15 protein-coding genes, 1 pseudogene and 1 other annotated feature are annotated in these 22,728 nt (G+C 66.4%); of the genes and pseudogenes, 14 read left to right on the forward strand and 2 right to left on the reverse strand.

Going from position 1 to position 22,728, the window contains the following annotated elements; genetic code table 11:
• Positions 1–106 precede the first annotated feature (106 nt).
• Positions 107–862 carry an SDR family NAD(P)-dependent oxidoreductase gene (locus CYR75_RS00495; RefSeq protein ID WP_101498369.1) on the forward strand — a complete coding sequence of 252 codons (756 nt, stop codon included), beginning with the start codon at positions 107–109 and terminating at the stop codon, positions 860–862.
• 186 nt (positions 863–1,048) lie between these two features.
• A pseudogene (locus CYR75_RS00500) lies at positions 1,049–2,238 on the forward strand (IS3 family transposase).
• Between the two features lie 103 nt (positions 2,239–2,341).
• Here the strand turns inward: CYR75_RS00500 and CYR75_RS00505 are convergent.
• Entirely contained in the window at positions 2,342–3,994 is a 1,653-nt protein-coding gene (locus tag CYR75_RS00505; RefSeq protein WP_318778991.1) for a catalase, read from the reverse strand.
• Positions 3,995–4,183: 189 nt separating this feature from the next.
• Between CYR75_RS00505 and CYR75_RS00510 the strand changes: the two genes are divergently transcribed.
• Positions 4,184–5,998, forward strand: a complete 1,815-nt coding sequence (locus tag CYR75_RS00510) for a mechanosensitive ion channel family protein (protein WP_101498370.1) — start codon at positions 4,184–4,186, stop codon at positions 5,996–5,998.
• 12 nt (positions 5,999–6,010) lie between these two features.
• Here the strand turns inward: CYR75_RS00510 and CYR75_RS00515 are convergent, their stop codons facing one another.
• Positions 6,011–7,498 (reverse strand): SulP family inorganic anion transporter, encoded by a 1,488-nt coding sequence (locus CYR75_RS00515; RefSeq protein WP_101498371.1) that lies wholly within the window; start codon positions 7,496–7,498, stop codon positions 6,011–6,013.
• A gap of 53 nt (positions 7,499–7,551) precedes the next feature.
• Positions 7,552–7,607, reverse strand: a sequence feature (sul1 is cis-regulatory element that is thought to sense ions involved in sulfur or methionine metabolism; They are found in Alphaproteobacteria).
• 430 nt (positions 7,608–8,037) lie between these two features.
• Between CYR75_RS00515 and CYR75_RS00520 the strand changes: the two genes are divergently transcribed.
• From CYR75_RS00520 to CYR75_RS00570, 11 genes are all read left to right on the forward strand, one after another.
• Positions 8,038–10,230: a Hint domain-containing protein gene (locus tag CYR75_RS00520; RefSeq protein ID WP_158644539.1), complete on the forward strand. Its 2,193-nt coding sequence runs from the start codon at positions 8,038–8,040 to the stop codon at positions 10,228–10,230.
• Positions 10,231–10,526: 296 nt separating this feature from the next.
• Positions 10,527–11,546: a PAS domain S-box protein gene (locus tag CYR75_RS00525; RefSeq protein ID WP_158644540.1), complete on the forward strand. Its 1,020-nt coding sequence runs from the start codon at positions 10,527–10,529 to the stop codon at positions 11,544–11,546.
• Between the two features lie 267 nt (positions 11,547–11,813).
• Positions 11,814–13,478 (forward strand): Na/Pi cotransporter family protein, encoded by a 1,665-nt coding sequence (locus tag CYR75_RS00530; protein ID WP_101498374.1) that lies wholly within the window; start codon positions 11,814–11,816, stop codon positions 13,476–13,478.
• Positions 13,479–13,529: 51 nt separating this feature from the next.
• On the forward strand, positions 13,530–14,879 hold the full coding sequence (gene rpoN / locus CYR75_RS00535) for an RNA polymerase factor sigma-54 (RefSeq protein ID WP_101498375.1): 1,350 nt from the start codon (positions 13,530–13,532) through the stop codon (positions 14,877–14,879).
• A 191-nt stretch (positions 14,880–15,070) separates the two neighbouring features.
• Positions 15,071–16,603 (forward strand): ABC transporter substrate-binding protein, encoded by a 1,533-nt coding sequence (locus tag CYR75_RS00540; RefSeq protein WP_101498376.1) that lies wholly within the window; start codon positions 15,071–15,073, stop codon positions 16,601–16,603.
• Between the two features lie 27 nt (positions 16,604–16,630).
• Positions 16,631–17,638 carry an ABC transporter permease gene (locus CYR75_RS00545; protein ID WP_101498377.1) on the forward strand — a complete coding sequence of 336 codons (1,008 nt, stop codon included), beginning with the start codon at positions 16,631–16,633 and terminating at the stop codon, positions 17,636–17,638.
• Positions 17,635–18,525 (forward strand): ABC transporter permease, encoded by an 891-nt coding sequence (locus CYR75_RS00550; RefSeq protein ID WP_225972773.1) that lies wholly within the window; start codon positions 17,635–17,637, stop codon positions 18,523–18,525. The genes CYR75_RS00545 and CYR75_RS00550 overlap by 4 nt, the downstream gene beginning before the upstream one ends.
• A complete protein-coding gene (locus CYR75_RS00555; RefSeq protein WP_101498378.1) occupies positions 18,522–19,511 on the forward strand; it encodes an ABC transporter ATP-binding protein in 990 nt (329 codons plus the stop codon). The genes CYR75_RS00550 and CYR75_RS00555 overlap by 4 nt, the downstream gene beginning before the upstream one ends.
• Positions 19,511–20,521 (forward strand): ABC transporter ATP-binding protein, encoded by a 1,011-nt coding sequence (locus CYR75_RS00560; RefSeq protein ID WP_101498379.1) that lies wholly within the window; start codon positions 19,511–19,513, stop codon positions 20,519–20,521. Before CYR75_RS00555 ends, CYR75_RS00560 begins: the two co-directional genes overlap by 1 nt.
• Entirely contained in the window at positions 20,518–21,579 is a 1,062-nt protein-coding gene (locus CYR75_RS00565; RefSeq protein WP_101498380.1) for a C45 family autoproteolytic acyltransferase/hydolase, read from the forward strand. Before CYR75_RS00560 ends, CYR75_RS00565 begins: the two co-directional genes overlap by 4 nt.
• A gap of 32 nt (positions 21,580–21,611) precedes the next feature.
• The gene (locus tag CYR75_RS00570) at positions 21,612–22,586 is read left to right on the forward strand and encodes a sigma-54 interaction domain-containing protein (RefSeq protein WP_101498381.1); all 975 of its coding nucleotides are present in this window, start codon (positions 21,612–21,614) and stop codon (positions 22,584–22,586) included.
• Positions 22,587–22,728: the final 142 nt, after the last annotated feature.

The following is a 22,728-nucleotide window of genomic DNA, read 5'->3' on the forward strand; positions in this document are numbered from 1 at the left end:
TACTGACAATCCGAACTAGTCGCGACTAGCTCGGTACCTGATGGCCGTCGCTTCGGCTTTGTCTATGCTAAGCTTAGCCAGAGATTTGGTCGAAGGAGATAGGTGAATGGATCTGCGGTTTGATGGCAAGACGATCATTGTGACGGGTGGTGGCTCCGGGATCGGGGCGGCGACGGTCGAGGAGTTGGGCGCCAGTGGGGCGACGGTGATTGTGGCGGACCTCGATCTCGAGCACGCGGAGAGCGTTGCGGAGGGGGTTCGGGTGAAGGGCGGGCAGGCGCATGCGTTCGAAGTCGATGTGGCAGATCCCGAGCAGGTCAAGGCGATGGTCGACTTCGCCGTGGCCGAGACCGGGGCGCTGCATGGAATCGTCAACAATGCGGGCATCGGCGGTCCTTCGGCCAAGACCGGCAGCTATGATATCGACGGCTGGCAGAAGGTTATCGACATCAATCTGTCCGGCGTCTTCTACGGCATGCGCTATGCGATCCCCGAGATCGAGAAGGCCGGGGGCGGCGCGGTGGTGAACATGGCGTCGATCCTGGGTTCGGTCGGTTTTCCCGAGTCGATCGCCTATGTCAGCGCCAAGCATGGCGTTGTGGGTGCAACCAAGAACGCGGCGCTGGAACATGCCGAGGGCGGCGTGCGGGTGAACTCGGTCGGGCCCGGCTTTATCAAGACGCCGCTGGTCGAGGATGCGATGGACGAGGAGACGCTGAACTTCCTGCAGGGCAAGCATGCGCTGAACCGTCTCGGTCGGCCCGAGGAGGTGGCGGCGCTGATTGTCTTCCTGCTGTCGGATCAGGCCAGCTTCATCACCGGATCCTATCATCTGGTCGATGGGGGCTATACGGCGCAGTAGGCGGGTCGAGCCTTCGTGCGCGAGCCGGGCCGGCGGTAGGATGTCGGCCAAGCTCGTCGGGTCTTGATGGATTGACCGACGGCAGGGCTAACCTGACGTTGGGCGCCGGGTCGGGCAGGATGTGACGTTGCCCCCTCTGCCTAATCCAGTTTGAGGTAGACTCTGGCCTAACCGAAAGGACCAGAGATGAAGCGCAGCAGGTTCACCGAGGATCAGATCATCGGCATTCTGAAGGAGCACGAGGCGGGGATTTCCGTTGCCGATCTTTGCCGTAAGCACGGCGTCAGCGATGCGACCGTTTACAAGTGGAAAGCCAAGTATGGCGGCATGGATGTCAGCGAGGCGAAGCGTCTGAAGGCGCTTGAGGATGAGAACGGCAGGCTGAAGAAGCTGCTGGCCGACTCCATGCTCGACAATTCGGCCTTGAAGGATCTGCTCGGAAAAAAGTGGTGACGCCCGCCGCGAAGCGGCAAGCGGTCGCGCATCTAGTGGCAAGTCACGAGATGAGCGAACGGCGGGCGTGCCGGGTGATCGGCTGTTGCCGGATGACCATGCGGTATGAGGTGGTCCGCCAAGACGACCCTGTGCTGCGCGAGCGGCTGAAAGAATTGGCAAAGGTCCGGCGCCGGTTCGGGTATCGTCGGTTGCATGTCTTCCTGCGGCGCGAGGGCCACGAGGTCAACCACAAGCGCCTGTTTCGCATCTACCGCGAAGAGCAGTTGCATGTCCGTCGCCGGGCGGGCGCAAGCGGGCCATGGGCACACGGGCCCCGATGGTGCTGCCTTTGCTGCCAAACCAGCGCTGGTCGCTGGACTTCGTGTCAGACCAGCTGACCGATGGCCGCCGGTTCCGGATCATGACCGTGGTCGATGACTGCACGCGGGAATGCTTGGCGCTGATCGCGGACACGTCGCTCTCGGGGGGCAAGGGTGGCGCGGGAACTGGCGACGCTGTTCGACACCCGCGGCAAGCCTCAGACGGTGGTCAGTGACAATGGAACCGAGTTCACCTCGAATGCGATCCTCAAATTCGTGGATGACCGCAAGTTTGACTGGCATTACATCGCGCCCGGAAAGCCGACCCAGAATGCCTTCATCGAAAGCTTCAACGGTCGCCTGCGAGACGAACTCTTGAACGAAACGCTGTTCCCGTCCCTGCACCATGCCCGCGCAACGCTGGTCGCCTGGCGCACGGACTACAACACCGAACGCCCCCACTCCCGCCTCAGCTGGCAGACCCCAGCCGAGTTTGCCGAAACCTTCACCCCGCAACGGGGCCTGACGCTGCGCAATCCGCAAAGCTCCGCGCCAGCCCCCGTTGCCCAACCCGCCCAAATGGGCAAAACTCAGTCCCGGAGTCTCGCTCACGCTGGATAAAAGTTGGGGGCAACGTCAGATGATCCGGCGCCTTGCGCAGAGCGGTGCTCCGACCGGCTCTATCGTACCTTGGTTGCGGTCGATCTCAACGGTCAGCAACCGGTCAGACAGGACCAAGACCGGCTGCCGGGACAGAAGCCGAGGCAGGGGCGAAGGCGCGGCCCAGGACAGCTCCCTCGCAAGGATCAGGGAACGGCACCGAGCCGAGCGGTTCGTCGCCCGACGCCATTCCCCCTCCCGTCCCCTCTGCTAGAGGCCCGCCTCGCCCATGCCCTCGGCGGGTTGGGGGGGCGCTGCCGCTGCGGACCTTGTCTTCGATGCGCTGGCCCACGTCGGGGTCGACGCTTTTCCAGTATTCGAACGCCCGCTCGAGCACCGGAGAGCGGACGCCGCCGAGCAATCCGCCGGCGACGGTGTCGACCAGGGCGTCTCTTTGCGCGTCGTTAAAGACCTCCCGGACGAGGATGCCGGGCTGGGTGAAGTCGTCATCCTCGTCGCGCAGGGTGTAGGCGCTGCGGACCATCTCGCCATCGGCCTCCCAGCCGTCGGGCATCGGGCCTTGCTCGTCGGCCCAGCTGCGCCCGCTGCTGTTCGGGGCATAGACGGGGGCCGCGCCGCTGTGGTGATAGGCCATGTGGCCGTCGAACATGTAGCTGTTCATCGGCACCTTGGGCTGGTTCACCGGAAGCTGGTGGAAGTTGGTCCCGATCCGGTTGCGCTGCGCGTCGTTATAGGCGAAGGCCCGGCCCAGCAGCATCTTGTCGGGCGACAGGCCGATGCCGGGGACGGTGTTGCCGGGCGAGAACGCCGCCTGCTCGATCTCGGCAAAGAAGTTCTCGGGGTTGCGGTTCAGCGTCATCTTGCCCACCCGGATCAGCGGATAATCCGCGTGCGGCCAGGTCTTGGTCAGGTCGAAGGGGTTGATGCGATAGCTCTTCGCCTCGTCATAGGGCATGACCTGCACCGACAGCGTCCAGCTGGGATGCTCGCCGCGCTCGATGGCGTCGAACAGGTCGCGGCGGTGGAAATCGGCATCCTCGCCGGCCATCTCGGCGGCCTCGGCATTGGTGAAGAACTCCATGCCCTGATCGGTGTGGAAGTGATACTTGACCCAGAACCGCTCGCCATCGGCGTTCACCCACATATAGGTGTGCGAGCCATAGCCGTTCATGTGCCGCCAGGTGCGCGGCAGCCCGCGTTCGCCCATCAGATAGGTGACCTGATGCGCGCTTTCCGGGTTCAGCGTCCAGAAATCCCACTGCATATGCGAGTCGCGCAGGCCGGAATCGGGCAGCCGCTTCTGGCTGCGGATGAAGTGCGGGAACTTCATCGGGTCGCGGACGAAGAAGATCGGGGTGTTGTTGCCGACCAGGTCGTAATTGCCCTCATCCGTATAGAATTTCAGGCTGAAGCCGCGCACGTCGCGCCAGGTGTCGGGGCTGCCCAACTCGCCCGCGACGGTCGAGAACCGGGCCAGCATCTCGGTCCTGGCGCCGGTCTGGAACAGCGCGGCCTTGGTATAGGCGGACACGTCCTCGGTCGTCTCGAACACGCCGAAGGCGCCGGCGCCCTTGGCGTGGGGGCGGCGCTCGGGGACGTTTTCGCGGTTGAAATGCGCCATCTGTTCAAGGAAATGCACATCATGCAGCAGGATCGGCCCATCGGCACCGATGGTCAGCGAGTTGCGGTCGCTGGGTGCCGGCGCGCCTGCACCGGTCGTCGAGCCGGTGGCTTCCTTCGAATGCTCGTCCGCCATGTCGATACTCCCTGTGGTCGTTGATTCGGCAAGTGACTGCCTTTCAGCTTGCGAAACTGGCGCCGTGTTCGCCAGTCCCTTCTTGAGCGGCCGGGCCAAGGCTCGCCACGGGCCGGACGGGTTACAACTTGCGATCCGGGCCCTCAGCACCTACACAACCAAGGATAGAGACAGCGCGGAGAGATCACGATGCTCGGAACCCGTCTCCGGCGCGAGATGCTGGGTCTTTGGCTGGCCCTTGTCCTCGCGGCGCTTGCCCCCGCCGCGGTTGCGCAGGAACCCGAGGCGATCAGCGGCGAGGCGTTCTATCCCTCGGCCCGTCTCGACGGAATCCAGGATCTGCTGGCCCAGCTTGTCGACAGCGAGGCGGCCGCCGCCCATGCGCTGGACGGGCTGCTGGAACCTGCCAACACCAACAGCCCCCGCGACACCATCCTCAGCTTTCTGCGGCTGACGCAGCGCTATTACGATCTGCTGGTGCAGGACAGCTATACCGCCGCCGATACCGCCGAGCTTGACCATCTGTATGACGAGATGGAGTGGTTTTTCGATCTGCGGCGGGTGGCGCCCTCGCTGCGGTCCGACCGGGCGGTGAACGGGGCGGTCTATCTGCGCGAGGTTCTGGACCGGATCGGCCTGCCGCCGCTCGACAAGATCCCCAACCGCAAGCAGATGCTGGCCTCGATCAAGGAAGGCTATCCGCCGTCATGGCAGATCGGGGACACGCCGCTGGTCATCACCCGCATCGACGAAGGCCCGAATGCCGGCAAATACCTGTTCAGCCCCGAGACCCTGACCGAGGCCGAGGAACTTTACTGGCAGCTCGAATCCTTCCCCTATCGCACCACCGCCGCGCAGGGGTTCTATCAGGCATCCTTCCTGACCCCGCGCCCGACGCTGCAGGCCTGGACGGACGAGTTTCCGCAATGGCTGCATCACGGCGTCTATGGCCAGACGATCTGGCAGTGGATCGCGCTGGTGCTGGTCTTCGTGCTGGCCGGGCTGTCGATCTGGCTGCTGCTGAGTGCCCTGGGCTGGCTGACGCGCAATGCCTCGGCCCTGCTGCGGTCGTCGGCGCTGCTGATGGTGCCGCTGTATACGGTGCTGCTCAGCCTGTTTCTGTATGACATCATCACCGACAAGATCTTCATCACCGGGCGGGTGTTTCAGGTCTCGGTCTATATCCTGGCGCTGGTGGCGCTGCTGGCCGGGATCCTGCTGATCTTCTCGTTCGGGACGGTGCTGATCGACCTGGCCAAGTCGATGGGCGGGGCCGGTCGGCGGGTCATCAACGCGCAGCTGATCACCCTGGGCGTCCGGGTGCTGAGCATCATCGCGATCATCGCGCTGGTGCTGCAGGGGATGCAGCTGATCGGGTTCTCGCTGACCGCCATCGTGGCCGGGGCCGGGGTGACGGGTCTGGCGATTGCGCTGGCAGCGCAGAACACGCTGCGCAACGTCTTCGGCAGCCTGATGCTGCTGCTCGACAAGCCGTTCTCGGTCGGGCAGCGCGTCAAGCTGAACAATTACGAGGGCACGGTCGAAGAGATCGGGATGCGCTCGACCCGGCTGCGGCTGATGTCGGGCCATCTGGTGACGATCCCGAACGAAAGCGTGGCCGGCATGGACATCGAGAATGTCGATCAGCGCCCCTCGATCCGGCGCAACATGACCCTGCCGCTGCCCTTCGACCTGCCGCAGGACAAGATCCGCCGCGCCAAGTCGATCCTGCACGAGATCCTCTCCGTCGCCCCGCCCGCCCTGTCGGGCGAGGTGCCGCAGGCGGGATCTACGCCGCCCCAGGACCCGAACGCGCCCATCAACCGCCCCGGCCATCTGCCGCAGGTGGTGTTCGACGACATCGCGGCGGGCTCGCTGACCTTGAAGGTGACCTATTGGTACAGCCCGCCCGATTATCCCGCCTATCTGAAGCACCGCGAGCGGATCAATCACGAGATCATCCGCCGCTTCCGGGCGGAAGGGATCTATAAAGAGGTGGGGTAGGGCGCGGCGGCCCTAGACCGCCAGCTTGTCGTCCTGAGGGCTGCGGTCGCGCAGGGACAGGCGGTCGACGATGGTGGTCGAGGCCGCGTTCATGCCAATGACCTCGACCTCGATCCCGACGCGGCGGAATTTCAGCACCGCCGCGTCCAGCGCCTGCACCGACGAGATGTCCCAGATATGGGCGTGGGTGACGTCGATGGTCACGCGGCGGACGTCCTCGCGGAAATCGAAGGCGGCGGTGAAATCCTCGACCGAGGCGTAGAACAGCTGCCCCTCGACCTGATAGGTGCGGTGGGTGCCGTCCGGCGACAGGGTCGGGGTCACCCGGAACAGCTGCGCGATCTTGGCCGAAAAGAAGATCCCCGACAGCAGCACGCCGACCAGCACCCCGATGGCGAGGTTATGCGTCCAGACCACCGTCGCCACCGTCGCCAGCATCACCACCGAAGACGAGGTCGGATGCGTCCCCAGATCGCGGATCGACGACCAGGAAAAGGTGCCGACCGACACCATGATCATGATCGCGACCAGCGCGGGCATGGGGATGATCCGCACGAAATCCGACAGGAACACCACCAGGATCAGCAGCACCACCCCGGCGACAAAGGTCGACAGCCGCCCCCGCCCGCCGGATTTCACGTTGATCATCGACTGCCCGATCATCGCGCAGCCGGCCATGCCGCCGATGAAGCCGGTCGCGGTATTGGCGAGGCCCTGACCGATACACTCCTGATTGCGGTCCGAGGTGGTGTCGGTCAGCTCGTCCACAAGGTTCTGCGTCATCAGGCTTTCCAGCAGCCCCACCACGGCCACGGCGAGCGAGTAGGGGAAGATGATCGACAGCGTCTCGAAGTTCAGCGGAATGTCGGGCAGCAGGAAGACCGGCAGCGTGTCGGGCAGCGCGCCCATATCGCCCACGGTGCGCACGTCCCAGCCGGTCGCCCAGACAAGCGCCGTCAGCACCAGGATCGTGACCAGCGGCGAAGGCACCGCCCGCGTCAGCCGGGGCAGCAGATAGATGATCGCCAGCGCCGCCGCGACCAGCACATAGGTCAGCGCGCCGACGCGGGCGGGATCAAGCTCGGGCAGTTGCGCCAGAAAGATCAGGATCGCCAGCGCGTTGACAAAGCCGGTCATCACCGATTTCGACACGAAGCGCATGAACCGCCCCAGCTTCAGCAACCCCGCGCCGATCTGGATCAGCCCGGCCAGCACGGTGGCGGCCAGCAGATACTCCAGCCCGTGATCGCGCACCAGCGTCACCATCAGCACCGCCGTCGCCGCCGTCGCGGCCGAGATCATCCCCGGCCGTCCGCCGACAATGGCGGTGATGACCGCGATGGAAAAGCTCGCGTAAAGCCCCACCTTGGGATCGACCCCGGCGATGATCGAGAAGGCAATCGCCTCGGGGATCAGGGCCAGCGCCACGACCAGTCCGGAAAGAAGATCGGCGCGGACATTGCCAAGCCATTGGTCGCGATAATCGGGAAACAGCGTCATGAAAATCCTGTGGCGACATCGGGCGATGTCGTCGCTTGCGTCTTGCGAGAACAGGTGGTCCGGCGGATCGGCGGCCGGAAGAGCCACCCGGATTTGCACCGGGTCCAGGCGGATAAGCGGGCCTCTTAGCAGATCGACGCTGCGCTGCCAAGCGCGAAGGTGGCGCGGTAGGCGGGCAGAGGGTCCAGCGGGTGTTGCTCTGCGCCGTCGGTCGAGAGAGCTCGCTGCGGCAGGTTTGCATCAATTTTCATAAACTGAACTGGTCCGACCATAATCTGATTGCCTGGGTTGAGTGCGGGGTGCTACCCGACGCACGAACTTGTCGGGCTTACGCCCATCGATTCGGCCGATGAACGGCTCGCAGTCTGAAAGTTTCGCGTCCTGCCCCTGGGGCAGCGCCGCCTCTTTTTCAGCACCCGGTTCCGCGCGCCACGACTGGCCGCGACATGACGCAGACGGATGCCGGCATCGCCGTCAGTCCGAGATGACTTCCTGCCGGGCGCCAGGCGCGCGGCGCTGATATTTGAGAGGGTTTGAAAATGGCTCAGGGTTATAAGGTGACGCTTGGCGCCGATAAATCGCTGTGGTTCGGCAATAGCGTGAGCCCGGCGGTCGCGAGTGTCGGCGACACGCGGATCGGTGCCGGCACGATCACCGCCTCAGGCAGCCAGGACGGTATCCCCTTCGCCGAACGCGAGATCGACGGCGCGTTCCACGTCAATGGCAACGAGGTCTATTTCGTCCCCAGCGCCAGCGGTATCACCATCAATTCGGGGGCTACGGTCAACTTGTCGCCGATCTATAACTCGGCCACGCCAAAGGTAGGCGGCAAGTCAGCGGACAGTTTGATCGGGAGCAGCCAGCCCGAGACATTCAACGGCAAGGAAGGCAACGACACGATCCGCGGCGGCGGTGGCAGCAAAGCTGATCAGGCTCAGGGCGGCATAGCCGACCGCGACGTGATCCATGGCGGCGCGGGGAATGATCTGCTGTATGGGCAGGGCGGTTGGGATCGCTTGCAAGGCGGGTCCGGCGATGACCTGCTGAATGGCGGGACGGGACTGGACATCGCTGACTATTCGGACGCGACGGTCAAGGGCAATGTCGGGATCAACGTGACGCTGAACCCCGGCTCGAACGTCTTCCATGTGTCACATGTGGGCTTGGGGACCGACACGCTCGAAGGCATGGACGGTATCATCGGGACGTCCGGGAACGATACCTTGATCGGCTATGACGGCGACGGGGTGGATGCCGATGGCTCGGCCTACACCAACTATCTCGATGGTGGCGCGGGGAACGACTCTATCGACGGCAAGACCGGGTCGGACTTCCTGTTCGGCGGAGAGGGCGATGACACCATCATCGGCGGCGTCTGGGACGGCGATCCGGGCGTCACGCTTGGGCCGGACGGGCAAAGCGGCGCGGGCGGCACGGTTGACGACCGCATCTTTGGCGGGTCCGGCGATGACGTCATCTATGGGGATGACAAGGCGGGCACCAGCACGCGCGGCGGCAACGACTATATCGACGGCGGCGATGGCAACGACACCATCACCGCGGGCGGTGGCAATGACACCGTCTATGGCGGCGCCGGAAACGACAGCATTTGGGGCAATGCCGGCGATGATCGACTGGACGGCGGGTCCGGCAATGACACGCTCGACGGCGGGGCGGGCAATGATCGGCTTGACGGCGGGTCCGGTGATGATGCGCTGTTTGGCGGGGCTGGCAACGACTTTCTCGACGGCGGCGCCGGCAACGACATCTTGAATGGCGGGACTGGTCTCGACACGCTGACCGGCGGGACGGGCAAGGACACCTTCATCGCGGGCGATGGGGTCATCACCGATTTCAACACCGGCGCTGACGACTCCGAGCGTGATTTCGTCGACCTGTCCGGCTTCTACAATGAGCAGACGCTCGCGATCTGGAATACCCATCATCCTGACCAGCAATACACATACCCTCTGGTCTGGATGCGCGCGGATCATGCCGATAATGGCAGGCTGGACTGGCTGGATGGCAGCCACGGCCTGCCGACGCTGGATCTGAGCATCAAGGATAACGGTGCGCCTGTCGACAAGACGAAGCTGATTCAGGACAATACCAGAGTCGCGTGCTTTGCGGCCGAGACGCTGATCGAGACCGCCGACGGTCCCGTGGCCGCCGGGCAGCTCTCGCCCGGCCTGCTGGTGCGGACCCGCGATGCCGGGTTGCAGCCGCTGCGCTGGGTCGGACAGCGCCACCTGACCGCGGCAGAGCTTGAGGCCGCGCCGAACCTGCGCCCGATCCGGATCCGGGCGGGTGCCCTGGGCAAGAACATTCCCGCGCAGGATCTGGTCGTCTCGCCGCAGCACCGGGTTCTGGTGCGCTCGCGGATCGCGCAGCGGATCTTCGGCACGGATGAGGTGCTGGTCGCGGCCAAGCAGCTTTTGATGGTCGACGGGGTCGATGTGGCCCATGATCTCGACCGGGTGACCTATGTGCATTTCCTCTTCGACGACCACCAGATCGTGATCTCGAACGGGGCCGAGACGGAATCCATGCACACCGGCGCCGAGGCGATGAAATCCATCGGTGCCGCCGCGCTGGCCGAGATCTTTGCGATCTTCCCCGACCTGCGCGAGATGGGCGCCGAGCGGGTCAGCGCGCGGGTGATCGCCTCGGGCCGGATGGGGCGGCGGCTGGCGGTGCGCCATGTCGAGAACCGAAAGCCGCTGGTTGCGTGACATGAGATGCGGGCGACCGGGCGGTTCTTCCTCCGGTCGCCCGCCCCCGTAGGCAACCTGCGTCGCCCGGCGGCAGCGCCCTGCCGCCGCCACAATTGACGTCGCGGCGCGGGCGGGGCGGGCAACAGGGTTATGGCCTTCCCAAAAATTAGGAAATATACGCAAGATCAGCCTGATCGCCCGGGCTGCGTCAGCGGCTTTGCGGGCGCCAGCCGGGCCTGCCTGTCTTGCCTGCCATCTGTCTGCCCCTGATCCGTCACCCGGCCCTTGCGATGGCCCCTGTCCGAGAATCCCCGATGTCTCTTCTAGATGACAGTCTGCACCAGCAGTTCGCCGCCCTGATCGAGGGCTCGAACGACGCGATCATCGCCAAGAACCTCGACAGCATCATCCTCAGCTGGAACCGCGCGGCCGAGCATATCTTCGGCTATACCGCCGCCGAGGCGGTGGGCCAGCCGATCACCATGCTGATCCCGGCCGAGCGGCAGCACGAAGAGGCCGACATCATCGGCCGCCTGCGCCGGGGCGAGCGGGTCGAGAACTTTCAGACCATGCGCCTGCGCAAGAGCGGCGAGGTCTTTCCGGTTTCTGTCACCATCTCGCCCATCCATGACGCCAGCGGCGCGGTGGTCGGGGCGTCCAAGATCGCGCGCGACATCACCTCGCATTACCACGCCGCCGAACAGCAGCGCCTGCTGCTGTCCGAGATGAAGCACCGCGTCGGCAACAGCTTTGCCATCGCCGGCGGGCTGCTGCGGCTTTGCGCGTCTCAGACCGACAGCGTCGACGAGCTGGTGCGCCTGATGGGCGGGCGGCTGCAGGCGTTGGCGGCGGCCCATTCGCTGGCCTCGCCGGGGCCAGAGCGGGCGGCGGACGCCCCCGCCCGGACGCTGCAGGGGCTGATCGCCACCATCCTCGAACCCTTTGCCGGGGCGGTGACGACGCATGTTCAGGTCGAGGATCTGCCGCTGCGGGGCGAGGCAATCACGCCGCTGGCGCTGGTTCTGTACGAGCTTTGCACCAATGCGGTGAAATACGGCGCGCTGTCGCAGCCCGGCGGCAGCCTGACCATCGCCAGCGAGCGCAGTGTCGACCGGCTGCTGATCCGCTGGACCGAGACCTTCCGGCCCGAGACGGTGAAGACGCCGTTCGGCACCGGCTTCGGCACCGCCATGTGCGAGATGGCACTGGACAGCCAGATCGACGGCAGGCTGGACCGGCAGTTCACCGCGACCGGAATGACCGTGCTGCTGGATCTGAGCCATGACCGGCTGGCCGCGCCGGATGTCGTCGCCGCACAGGACGTCATGGCCTGACGCGGACCGCGCGCATCACATCTTGCTGAGCGACAACCCCGCCCGCGGCGGGCCGCAGCGCCCCGGCCGGACCCGCCCACGCTTGCATCCGGCGGCAATGCCATGCAATCAGGCCGCCACGCCGGGACAAGCTGCATCACGCTTCGGCCAGGACCCGGAAACTGCAAGCGCTGTCGGGACTTGCAGCCGATATCGGATCGGCCGGGCAATATTGCACTGCAGCGCACCCGCTGTCATTCTGCCGCGATCCGGGGAGGGCTGGACCACATGCAATCGACTCTGCAGCTGATCGATCTTCTGGCGGCGGCCGCGCTGCTGCTGTGGGGTCTGCGCCTGATCAAGACGGGCGTGCTGCGGGCCTATGGCGCGGCGCTGCGGCAGCGGCTGTCGCATGGCTATGGCGGGCGCGTTGTCGCGGCCTTCTGGGGCTTTCTGGCGACGCTGGGGCTGCAATCCAGCACCGCCTCGGCCGTCATCATCGCGTCCTTTGTCGCGCGCGACATCATCCGGCCGCGCATGGCGCAGGCGATGATGCTGGGCGCGAACCTCGGCACCGCCATCGTGACGGTGGTGCTGTCGGCGGATATCCACTGGGTCGGCAGCGCGGCGATCTTTCTGGGCGTCGTGATGCACCGGGTCTTTGACGGCAACAAGCCGCGCAATCTGGGCCGGGCGCTGCTGGGGCTGGGGCTGATGCTGCTGGCGCTGCAATTGCTGGGCGATGTGACCGCGCCGATGCGCGACAGCCAGACCGTGATCGCGGTGCTGACCGGGCTGGCCAACGCGCCGGTCTTTGCGCTGGCCATCGCGGGCGGGCTGGCGGTGCTGGCCTCGTCCAGCCTGGCGGTCGTGGTGCTGGTGATGACGCTCGCCTCGGCCGGGGTGGTCGGGCCAGAGCTGTCGCTGTGGCTGGTCGCGGGGGCCAATCTGGGCGGCGCGGTGCCGCCATGGCTTGCGGTCCAGTCCGAAGGCGTGGCCGCGCGCCGGCTGACCATGGCGAACCTGCTGGTCCGGGCCTCGGGCGCGCTGGTGGTGCTGGTTCTGGCCGAGCCGCTGGCGCGCGGGCTGTCGCTGGTGCTGCACGAACCCGATCATCTGGTCGTGGGGGCGCATATCGCCTTCAACCTCGCGCTGCTGGTGGTGTTTCTGCCGCTGGTCGGGCCGCTGTGCCGGCTGGTCGAGAAGATGATGCCCGATGTCCGCGACCCGACCGAGCGGCGCAGCCAACTGGACGAAAGCCTGCTGCCGATGCCGGAAATGGCGCTGGCCGTCGCCGCGCGCGAGACGCTGCAACTGGGCGATCTGGTCGATGAGATGCTGGAACGCACGCTGGCCGCGCTGTGCGAATCCGACGAATGGGCGCTGTCCGAGGTCAACCGGCTGGAAGAAGAGGTCGACCGCCTGCACGAGGCGATCAAGCTGTATGTCGCGCGGCTGAGCCGGGGCGAGCTGGACGAAAGCGACGTGCGCTGGGCGGCCGAGATCGTGTCCTATGCCATCAATCTGGAACATATCGGCGACATCGTCGAAGGCGGCATTGCCGAAATCGCCGGCAAGAAGATGCGCAAGAAGCTGACCTTCTCCAATGAGGGCGAGGCCGAGATCACCGCCTTCTTCCAGCACACGCTGGACAATCTGCGCATGGCGCAGGCGATCTTTCTGTCGCGCGACGTGACGCTGGCGCATCGGCTGGTGGCGCGTAAGGTCGAAAGTCGCCGGATTGAGGCGGAATCGTCGGAACGTCACATGGAGCGGATGCGGATCGGGCGGGTCGAGACGCTGGAAACCAGCACCATCCACCTCGACCTGCTGCGCGACCTCAAGCGGGTGAACGCGCATATCGCCTCGGTCGCCTATCCGATCCTCGAGGAACACGGGCTGCTGAAGGAAAGCCGCCTCAAGGACGGCATCGTCACCGCGCCCAGCGAATAGGCGCGTCGGGCCGGGCGTTGCTTGCTGGGCGGGAATGGACGACATTGCGTCATGCACATCACCCACGGCCTTCACCTGACGCAGCGGAAATCCCTGGCCATGACGGCCGAACTGACCCGCGCCATCGGGATGCTGAAGCTGTCCAACGCCGATCTGGCGGCGGAACTGGCGACGCTGGCCGCCGCCAACGCGCATCTGACGGTGTCGCCAAGCGAGCCAGAGCCAGGATTGGCGCTGTTCCAGCAGCGCGGGGCCGAGGCGGCCAGGCGGCCCAACGCCCCGCCGCCGGTCACGTCATCCGGGGCCGGGCTGGCGGAACTGACGCAGGCCGGCCCGGCGCCGGGGCTGCATGACCATCTGCTGCGCGAATCCCGCCTGCTGCTGCGCGACCCGGCCGAGATCGCCATGGCCGAGGCGCTGATCCAATCGGTCGAGCCGACGGGCTGGCTGAACCAGCCGCTGCCCGACATCGCCGAGGCGTTCGCCTTTCCGTTGCCGCAGGTCGAGGCGGTGCTGGCCAAGCTTCAGCAGATCGAGCCGGCGGGGCTGTTCGCGCGTTCGCTGTCCGAATGTCTGGCCTTGCAGGCGGCGGATCGCGGGGTGCTGACGCCGGCCTTTGCCGTGGTGCTGGACAACCTGCCGCTGCTGGCCGAGGGGCGGCTGGACGACCTCGCCGCCCGCGCGGGCGTCACGGTGGACGAGGTGGCCGGGATGCTGCGGCTGCTGCGCAGCTTCGATCCCAAGCCGGGGACGCAGTTCGACGCAAGCGCGGTGGTGATCGCGCCGCCCGATCTGACGCTGCGCCGGGCGGGCGAGGGGTGGCAGGTCGAGCTGAACCGCTCGACCCTGCCGCAGCTGACGGTGTCGGACGCGGAAGCGGGCGATGCCGAGGATCTGCGGCAGGCGCGGCTGCTGGCGCAGGCGGTGGACCGGCGCAACGTCACGCTGCTGCGCGTGGCGCAGGCGGTGGTGCAGCGCCAGCGCGACTGGCTGCGCAGGGGCGATGCCGGGCTGGTGCCGCTGACGCTGGCGGGTCTGGCGCAAGAGCTGGACCTGCACGAGACGACCATCGGACGCGCCGTGGCGGACCGGATGATGACCACGCCGCGCGGGACGATCCTGCTGCGCCGGCTGTTCAGCACCGGCGTCGCGATGCCGGGCCGGGCGCCGGTCTCAGCCACTGCGCTGCGCCACCGGATCGCCGGGCTGATCGCCGCCGAAGACCCCGCCGCGCCGCTGACCGACACGGCCATCGCGGCGCATCTGCGGGCCGAGGGGCTGCCGCTGGCACGCCGGACGGTGACGAAATACCGCGAGGCTCTGGGCCTTGCCCCCGCCGCCACGCGACAGACGCGGCAGTCGGGTGGGCCGCCGGATCGGGCGGACCCGCGCCGCGCGTGACTCTCACGCCGTTCGCGTGAAAAGCGCGATCCGCTCGCCACCGCATCCGCGCGGCGGCTTTCAAACCGCGTCCTCAGCGGTTTTCGCGGCCAAAGCAGCGGCAGGGGCGCGGGCGGCATGGTTCCTGCATATGGTTGGTGGGGGATATTCGGGCGCGAGATACGCAGCCCGAACAACAGGGAGAGAAAGACATGAAATTGAACTGCCTTTTGGCGGTGTCCGTGCTGGCGCTGGGCGCCGGGCTGACACCAGCGGCGGCCGTCGATCTGCGGATCGGGTTCAGCGTCGATGCCGACACGCTCGACCCGGCGAACCACCGCAACCGGCCGACCGAGACCATCATCCGCAACATGTTCGACGGGCTGCTGACCCGCGACTCGCAGATGAAGGTCGTACCCGAAATCGCGGAATCCATCGTGCAGGTCTCACCGACCGAATATGATTTCAAGATCCGCTCGGGCGTCAAGTTCCACGACGGCACCGAGATGACGGCCGAGGATGTGAAGTTCACGCTCGACCGCGTGGTGCAGGAAGGCGGCATGGACGACGGGCAGACCTCGCCGCGGCAGGGGTTGATGGGGCCGGTCGAGAAGGTCGATGTGATCGACGGCAACACCGTGCGGATCACCCTGACCGAGCCTTGGCCGATCCTGCCCGCGATGCTGCCGAACCAGCAGATCGTGTCCAAGGCGTTTGTCGAAAAGGTCGGCACCGAGGGCATGGCCACGCAAGTCAACGGCACCGGCCCCTTCAAGCTGGCCGAATGGCGCAAGGGCGACGCGATCATCATGGAACGCTTTGACGACTATTACGGCGGCTCGCCAGAGATCCCGCCGGTCGGTCCGGCCTGCGTCGACCGCGCGATCTTCAAGGTGATCCCGGAAACCGCCAGCCGCGTCGCCGCCCTGCTGGCCGGGGATGTCGAGATCATCACTGATGTGCCGCCCTTCTCAGTCGCGCAGATCAAGGCCAATGACGGCACCGACGTCATGACCGTGAACGGCACGCGCAGCTTCTTTGTGGCGATGAACACGCAGGGCGAGATCTTCGACGATCCCAAGGTGCGACAGGCCGCCGCCCATGCGCTGGACAAGGACCTGATCATCGACAAGATCCTGGGCGGCAACGCGCAGCGGATCGAAGGCATCCTGTCGCCCGACGCCTTCGGCGCAAGCGAGCTGCCCGCCTATGAACATGACGTTGAAAAGGCCAAGCAGATGCTGGCCGAGGCGGGCTATCCCGACGGCATCGACGTGACGCTGGATGTCGAGGGCGCGTTCAAGGACGATGCCGAGGCGGTCGCCTCGCTGCTGGCCAAGGCCGGGATCCGGGCCAAGGTCGCGGTCGGCGAAAGCGCGCAGCTGTCCGAGAAATGGCGCACCGCCGGCAAGCCCAAATCCGGCGATCTGTATTTCAGCAGCTGGGGCAACGGCTCGCTCGACCCGTTCGACATCTTCACGCCCACGCACCGCACCGATGACCGCGGCAACTCGGCCGGCTATTCCAACCCCGAGGTCGACCGGCTGCTGGACGAGGCCGCCGTCGAGATGGACAGCGACAAGCGCGCGGCCCTGTATCGCGAGGCCGAGCTGATCATCAACGCCGATGCGCCCTATCTGTATCTGTGGGTCCCGCAAGAGATCTATGGGGTCTCGAAGCGACTGTCGGGCTGGACGCCCAGTGCCGACAGCCGCATCAACCTGCATGATGCCTGCGTCGATTGATCCGCGGATGAAAAAGGGGGAACAGGCATGACTTCGGGCAAGCTTTTGGAACGCTTCCTTCAGCTTCTGCCTGTTCTTCTGGGGGTCAGCGCCATCGCGTTCGCGATGATGGCGCTGACCCCCGGCGACCCGGTGCAGATCATGATCGGCGATCAGTCGGTCACGCCGGAACAGGTCGAGACGCTGCGCCGCGATCTGGGGCTGGATCAACCGCTCTACAAACGGTTCATCCTGTTTCTGGGCAACGCCATCAGCGGCGATTTCGGCACCAGCTTCTATCACCGCCGCCCAGTCGTCGATGTCATCGCCGAGCGTCTGCCCGCCACCATCGAACTGAGCCTCGTGGCGCTGATCTTTGCCCTGGGCACCGCCATTCCGCTGGGCGTCCTTGCGGCGATCCGCAAGAACTCGCTGCTCGACCGGCTGGCGACGGTGGGTTCGCTGCTGGGGGTGTCGATGCCCGGCTTCTGGTTCGGCATCCTGCTGATCATGCTGTTTGCCGTGCATCTGCAAATCTTCCCGGTCTCGGGCCGGATCGGATTTGCGTATGAGGTGCCGTCGATCACCGGCTTCCTGCTGATCGACACGCTGCTGAACGGCAATCTGCGCGCCTTTGGCGATGCGCTGCGCCACATCATGCTGCCCGCGATCACGCTGGGGCTGCCGATGACGGCGATCCTGATGCGGGTGACGCGGACCTCGATGCTCGAGGTGCTGCGGCAGGACTATGTCACCTTTGCCGATGCCAAGGGGCTGTCGCGGCGCAAGGTGCTGTTCCGCCACGCGCTGAAGAACGCGCTGATCCCCACGGTCTCGGTCGCGGCCATCGAGACCGGCAGCCTGCTGGGCGGCAACATGATCATCGAGACGGTGTTCGGCTGGCCCGGTCTGGGTCGGTTGGTGGTCGAGAGCATCTTTTTGCGGAACTTCCCGCTCGTTCAGGCGGCGGTGCTGTTCTACGCGGTGACCTATGTGCTGCTGAACTTCATCGCCGACATCCTCTATACCGTCCTCAACCCACGGGTGAAGCTGTGAGCGTCGTTCTGGACCAACCCGCCGCGACCGAGTCGATCTTTCGCCGCAACATGGCCGGATTTGCGCAGAACCGGCTGGCGCTGCCGAGCGCGGTGGTGGTGCTGCTGTTCGTGGTCATGGCGATCTTTGCGCCGCTGATCGCGCCGCAGGACCCCAATGAGACCGACCTGTTCCGCCGCCTGCAACCGCCGGCCTGGGCCGAGGGCGGCGAATGGGCCTATTTCCTGGGCTGCGACGCGCTGGGCCGCGATATCCTGTCGCGGATCATCTATGGCGCCCGCATCTCGATCTTCATCGGCGTGGTCGTGGTGTCGATCGCCACGGTGGTCGGGATTCTGGCCGGCCTGGCCTCGGGCTATCTGCGCGGCTGGGTCGATATCGTCATTTCGCGCATCGTCGATATCCTGCTGGGCTTTCCCTATCTGATCTTTGCCATCGGGCTGATGGCGATGATGGGGCCGGGGCTGTGGAACATCATCCTGGCGCTCGCCTACAAGGAATGGGTGATCCCCTGCCGTGTCGTGCGCGGCGAGACGCTGGCCACGCGCGAGCTGGAATATGTCGAGGCCGCGCGGGCGCTGGGCGCATCCGGGCGGCACATCATGCTGCGCGAGATCCTGCCCAACATCCTGTCGCCGGTCATCGTCGTGTCCACGATCCGCATGGCCCATATCATCATTCTTGAAGCCTCGCTGTCCTTCCTGGGGCTGGGCGTGCAGCCGCCGACCGCGTCCTGGGGGTCGATGGTGGCCGATGGGCGGGCCTTTATCCTGGAAGCGTGGTGGGTCTCGACCTTCCCCGGTCTGGCCATCGTGGCGCTGGTGCTGGCGATCAATGTGGCGAGCCAGGGGCTGCGCGACGCCTTCGATCCAAGGTTTGCAGAATGACAGATGATCTGCTGGAAGTGCGCGGGCTGCGGACGGTGTTCGACACCCGCGCCGGTCAGGTGCCGGCCGTCGACGGGGTCGATGTGACGGTCCGGCGCGGCGAATGTCTGGGCGTGGTCGGCGAAAGCGGCTCGGGCAAAAGCGTGACCTTTGCCTCGGTCATGGGGCTGATCCGGCAGCCGGGGCGGATCGACGCGGGCGAGATCCGCTTTGACGGGCGCGACCTGCGCGGGCTGTCGCCGTCGCAGATGCGGGCGGTGCGCGGCAAGGACATCGCCATGACGATGCAGGACGCGCTGACCGCGCTGAACCCGGCGCTGACCGTGGGCGAACAGATCGCCGAGGTGCTGGAAGCCCATGACGAGACGCTGCCGCCCCGCGGCGGCGCGCGCCGCACCGCGATCCGCGACCGCTCGGAAGAGATGCTGCAACTGGTCGGCATCCCCTCGGCCGCCAGCCGGCTGCGGCAATATCCGCACGAGTTCTCGGGCGGGATGCGGCAGCGCATCATGATCGCCATTGCGCTGGCCTGCCGGCCCCAGCTGCTGATCGCGGACGAGCCGACGACGGCGCTGGACGTCACCATTCAGGCGCAGGTGCTGGAGCTGATCACCGACATCCGCGCCCGGCTGGGGATGAGCGTGGTGCTGATCACCCATGATCTGGGCGTCGTGGCCGAGCATTGCGAGCGGGTGATGGTCATGTATGCCGGGCAGGTGGTCGAGACCGGCCCCACGGCCGAGGTCGTGGCCAATCCGCGCCACCCCTATACCAAGGGGCTGCTGGCCTCGATCCCGCGCCCGGCGCTGCGCGGCCAGCCGATCCAGCCGATCATGGGGCAGGTGCCCGACCTGATCGGGATGCCCGCCCAGTGCCGCTTTCATTCGCGCTGCCCGATGGCCATCGACGCCTGCCTCAAGCCCATTCCCATGCGGCCCGCCGGTCTCGGCCGGCAGGCCCGCTGCATCCGGCTGGAGGAGATGTGATGTCGCTGCTATCGGTCGAACACCTGTCGAAATTCTATGGCGGCAAGCCGGGGCTGACGGCGCGGCTGACCGGTGCGCCGGGGCTGGTCGTGCGGGCGGTCAACGATGTCAGCCTGACCGTCGAGCGCGGCGAGATCCTGGGTCTGATCGGGGAAAGCGGCTGCGGCAAATCCACGCTGGGCCGCGCGATCCTGCGCCTCAGCGAGCCGACGGCGGGGCGGGTGGTGTTTGACGGGCAGGACATCACCGCGCTGTCGCCGCCCGCGCTGAAGGCGATGCGGCGGCGGATGCAGATCATCTTTCAAGACCCCTATGCCAGCCTGAACCCGCGCCGCACCGTGGCCGAGATCGTGGGCCTGCCGCTGCGGCTGCATGGAATCGCGCGCAGCAGTGATGAAATCCGCCACATGGTCGGCCAGATCTGCGAGCGGGTGGGGCTGAAGGCCAATCAGCTCGACCGCTATCCGCACCAGTTCTCGGGCGGGCAGCGGCAGCGGATCGGGATCGCGCGGGCGTTGGTCTCGACGCCCGAGTTCATCGTCTGCGACGAGCCGGTGTCGGCGCTGGACGTGTCGATCCAGGCGCAGATCATCACGCTGCTGCAGGATCTGAAGCAGGAAATGGGGCTGACCTATTTGTTCATCAGCCATGATATTTCCGTCATCGGCTATCTCGCCGACCGGGTGGCGGTGATGTATCTGGGTGAGATCGTCGAGATGGGGCAGGTCGAGGACATCCTCGCCCGCCCGCGCCACCCCTATACGCAAAGCCTGATGTCGGCGGTGCCCGAGCTTGAGCCGACCGGCCGCCGCAACCGCGTCCGGCTAAAGGGCGATCTGCCCTCGCCGCTGGCGCCGCCGCCGGGTTGCAAGTTCCACACCCGCTGCCCGCTGGCCATCGACATCTGCCGCAAGGTGGTGCCGGTGTCGGAAACGCTGGCGCCCGGCCACACCGCCGCCTGCCACCGGCTGCACGAAAACATCTCGCTGCTCGAGGAGCCTGCGGCATGAGCGTGATCACCCTTGCCCTGACCGGCAGCGCCCATGACCGCGGCCGCGTCCAAGCCAGCGCCGGGCAGGCGGAACAGGTCCGTCAGGCGACCATCGGCCGGGTCCAGACCGCGCAGGCCGAGGGGCTGATCGACGCCGAGGCCCGCGCCTATCTGGCCGCGCAGCGCGCCTTTCATCAGGCCGCCGATCCCGAAGGGCTGGCCGAGCTGGACGGCATCGCCGCCGGTTTCGGTCTCGATCCCGACATGCTGTTCACCCATCTGCATGTCAGCACGCTGCGGGCGTTGAAGAACGGCGCGCGGCTGGATGACGGGTGCAGCGCATGGGCGGTCAGCGACGGGCCGGATGGTCCCCTGGTGGTCAAGAACCGCGATTTCTCGGGCACGCATCTGGGCATCCAGACGGTGGCGCAGCATGACGGGCCGGATGTGATCACGGGCGGGATGCTTTGCCTTGGCAGTCTGGGCAGCCCCGGCGCCTATTCCAGCGGCGTCAACGCGCAGGGCTTTGCGCTGGCCGATACGCAGGTCGCGGTCCGGCATCACCGGGTCGGCTGGCTGCGCTATTTCCTGATGACGCGGCTGCTGGCGCGCTGCGCGACGGTGGCCGAGGCGCTGGCGCTGATCGACAGCCAGCCCCATGCGGGCGGTGGCACGCTGGTCATGGCCGACGCCTCGGGCGATGTCGCGGCGGTGGAACTGGGCGCGGCGGGGGCCGATGTGACGCGCGGACCCCTGGTCTGGCGCACCAACCAGTATGTCAGCGCGGCGCTGGCGGGCGACACGCTGCTGCCGCACGGCGACGTCATCGCGGGCAATTCCGGCGACCGCTTCGCGCATCTGCAGGCGGTGCTGCCCGGCCGCGACTGGGATCGGACGGCCGCGCAGGCACTGATGGCCACCCATCCCGATCAGGGCGCGCCGATCTGCCAGCATGGCGAGGACAGCGGCACCATGACCATCGCCTCGGCCGTCTATTCCTGCCGCGACCGCGACGCGCTGATCTGCCCGGGCAACCCTTGTTCGGGGGCGTGGACCCGGCATACACTCGACCGCTGATGTAAAGCGGACGGGTGGCTGCGGAATCCTGCATGGCGGACTATGACAACGACCTGATCGGCGATCATCCCTCCATGCAGACGCTCCGGCAGCTTGTCCGGCGCGTCGGCACCAGCCCGGCGCGGACGGTGCTGATCTATGGCGAGACCGGGACCGGCAAGGGTCTGGTCGCGCGCATGATCCACCGCAATTCCAGCCGGGCGGCGCGCGAGTTTATGGACATCAACTGCGCCGCGCTGCCGGCAAGCCTGCTGGAATCCGAGCTGTTCGGGCATGAAAAGGGCGCCTTCACCGGCGCCGTCGAACGCAAGGTCGGGCTGATCGAGGCCGCCAATCACGGCTCGATCTTCCTTGACGAGATCCGCGAGATGGACCTGACCCTGCAGGCCAAGCTGCTGAGCCTGCTCGACACCCAGCAGTTCCGGCGGGTGGGCGCGGTCAAGGCGACGACCGTCAATGTCCGCTTCATCGCCGCCACCAACAAGGTCCTGCTGTCCGAGGTGAACTCGGGCAAGTTCCGCGAGGATCTGTATTACCGGCTGCAGGTGGTGGCGATCAACATTCCGGCGCTGCGCGACCGGCGGTCCGACATCCTGACGCTGACGCGGCATTTCATGGACCGCTTCAACCGCATCTATCAGCGCCGGATCGACGGCCTCGACCCCGAGGCAGAGCGGATCCTGCTGGCCTATTCCTGGCCCGGCAATGTGCGCGAGCTGGAAAACCTGCTGGAACGCATCTTCATCCTGGAAGAGGAAGACACCGTCCTGCCCCGCCATCTGCCCGACCGCATCCTGCGTCAGGTCCGTGCCGGCGTCGAGGTCTCGGGTGCGGGCGAGGGCGAGGCCGACGGCTTTGCCGCGCTGACCCATGCCTATCAGCGCAGCCTGGTCGCGGCGGCGCTGGAACGGACCGGCGGCAATGTGCAGGCGGCGGCCGAGATGCTGAAACTGTCGCGCCACGCGCTGCGCCATCAGATGATCAAGCTGGGCTTTCCCACCGGCTGACCCGGCAGGTGCCGGACCCGCCCACGCGTGGCTTTCGCGCGGCCGCGCGTATTGCGCGAATCCGCGGCCGGGGCAGGGCCGGGCGGCCTGCCCGCGTTGCCTTCCGGTTCGAAGGGCGGCGCGGCATGGTTCCTGCATATCA

This window comes from Paracoccus jeotgali, assembly GCF_002865605.1.
Classification (GTDB): Bacteria; Pseudomonadota; Alphaproteobacteria; order Rhodobacterales; family Rhodobacteraceae; genus Paracoccus; species Paracoccus jeotgali.